Here is a 1,624-nt window from a genome sequence, read left to right as displayed (position 1 = left end):
GCCAGAATGGGAAGCGAGATTCGAGCCTAACTCATATGGGTTCAGGCCAGGACGCTCATGTCACGATGCCATTGAAGCAATATTCAATGGTATTAGCTTAAAACCTAAATGGGTACTGGACGCTGATCTGGTTGACTGACAAAAAGTTAAGCACAAATTGGTCAAATGCTTATTAGGAGGGAGATAGCAGGTATTGACTGAAGTGAGTGGGAGCCAGCATTCTAAAGACAGATACCACTCAAATCCTAGGAATGCTGTGAAAAAAACTCCCGTCTCTACAATGCCCTTAAGACCTGGTTGGGTCAACCCCATGAATGGGCTCACCTGGGTCACCTGACCACCTGTTTATGGATGGTGGTGGCCTTGATCCAAACAGGGGAAGTCAATTTGACCCGTTGGATTCCCTACATCCCGTGTCGAGGCCAATATGCTCAAAGCAAGCAACGTCGGATACAACGCTGGCTTTACAATCCTCGGATTAACATTCATCGGCTGTACAAACCATTGATTCAAGCAGCTTTGGCGGATTGGAAAGATGACTCTATATATCTGAGTTTGGACACCTCACTGTTCTGGGATGAGTATTGTCTGGTGCGATTGGTTGTGGTGCATCGAGGACGGGCCTTACCTGTGGTTTGGCGGGTTATGGAACATCCTAGTGCGTCTGTCTCATTCAATGATTATCGAGAAATACTGCAACAAGCCCTTGAACGGTTGCCCAAGGGAGTCAAGGTGGTTTTGCTTGCAGACCGTGGCTTTGTCCACACTGATTTGATGAAAGCGATGACCTGCCAATGGGGATGGCATTATCGGATTCGATTGAAAAAGGACAGTTGGATTTGGCGAGCCGGGAAAGGCTGGTCTCAGCTTAAAGATTTCCATTTCAAGCGTGGAGTTGCCCTGTGCTTTCATAACGTCAGGCTGCACAAGGAGCACTTGTATGGTCCGGTTCATCTGGTCTTCGGTCGCAACAATGTCAATGGTGAGTTTTGGGCCATTATCAGTGATGAACAGACCACTCTCCAAACCTTTCAAGAATATGGGTTGCGGTTTGATATCGAGGAAAACTTTTTGGATGACCAGTCCAATGGTTGGAATGTGCAGAAGTCTGAAATTCGTTCAGTGCCTGCCCTATCTCGGTTGTGGTTTATCCTGGCCGTAGCCACTCTATACGTCACCGCTCAAGGTGTTGAGGTTGTAGAAACGGGTAAGCGTCGGTGGGTCGATACTCACTGGTTTCGGGGTAACAGCTACTTTCGGATTGGTTGGGAGTGGATCAAAGCCTCTTTAGAGAATGGCTGGACACTAATTCGACGGGTGTGTTTCACAACTAATCAAGACCCTGACCCGGTGATAGCTTCGCGAAAACAACATGAGAAACGATGTTATCGGCTGGAATTCAAAATACAAACGTACAAGTATGCTGCTGAATAGTTTTGTCAGTCAACCAGCTATTTCGGTCAGTTGTTAAAGAGCAATTTCAGATTCAAGCCCAAGAGAAACCCATTGATGGGATAGAAATCTTTCTGCTTAAACCACGTTCTGCTGATCAAACCTCTGACGAGTAGACTTCGCGGTAGTTGTTTATTGAAGTAAGCCTAAAAGTAGTTATTTCAGGAAATTG

The 1,624-nt window shown here is 46.4% G+C and carries 2 protein-coding genes and 1 pseudogene; all 3 read left to right on the top strand.

All coding sequences use genetic code 11. From position 1 onward, the window contains the following. Nucleotides 1-130, top strand: a pseudogene (locus F6K53_RS40935) (group II intron reverse transcriptase/maturase); the annotation flags it as partial. A 167-nt stretch (nucleotides 131-297) separates the two neighbouring features. Then, nucleotides 298-1,434: a transposase gene (locus F6K53_RS40930; RefSeq protein ID WP_293085982.1), complete on the top strand. Its 1,137-nt coding sequence runs from the start codon at nucleotides 298-300 to the stop codon at nucleotides 1,432-1,434. A gap of 2 nt (nucleotides 1,435-1,436) precedes the next feature. After that, nucleotides 1,437-1,568: a hypothetical protein gene (locus F6K53_RS40925; protein WP_293085979.1), complete on the top strand. Its 132-nt coding sequence runs from the start codon at nucleotides 1,437-1,439 to the stop codon at nucleotides 1,566-1,568. Nucleotides 1,569-1,624 lie beyond the last annotated feature (56 nt).

Origin of the sequence: Moorena sp. SIO4A1 (genome assembly GCF_010672065.1) — a bacterium.
Lineage (GTDB): Bacteria > Cyanobacteriota > Cyanobacteriia > Cyanobacteriales > Coleofasciculaceae > Moorena.
The sequence above is the reverse complement of the archived record's forward strand: the minus strand, read 5'-3'. Positions and strand labels throughout refer to the sequence as shown.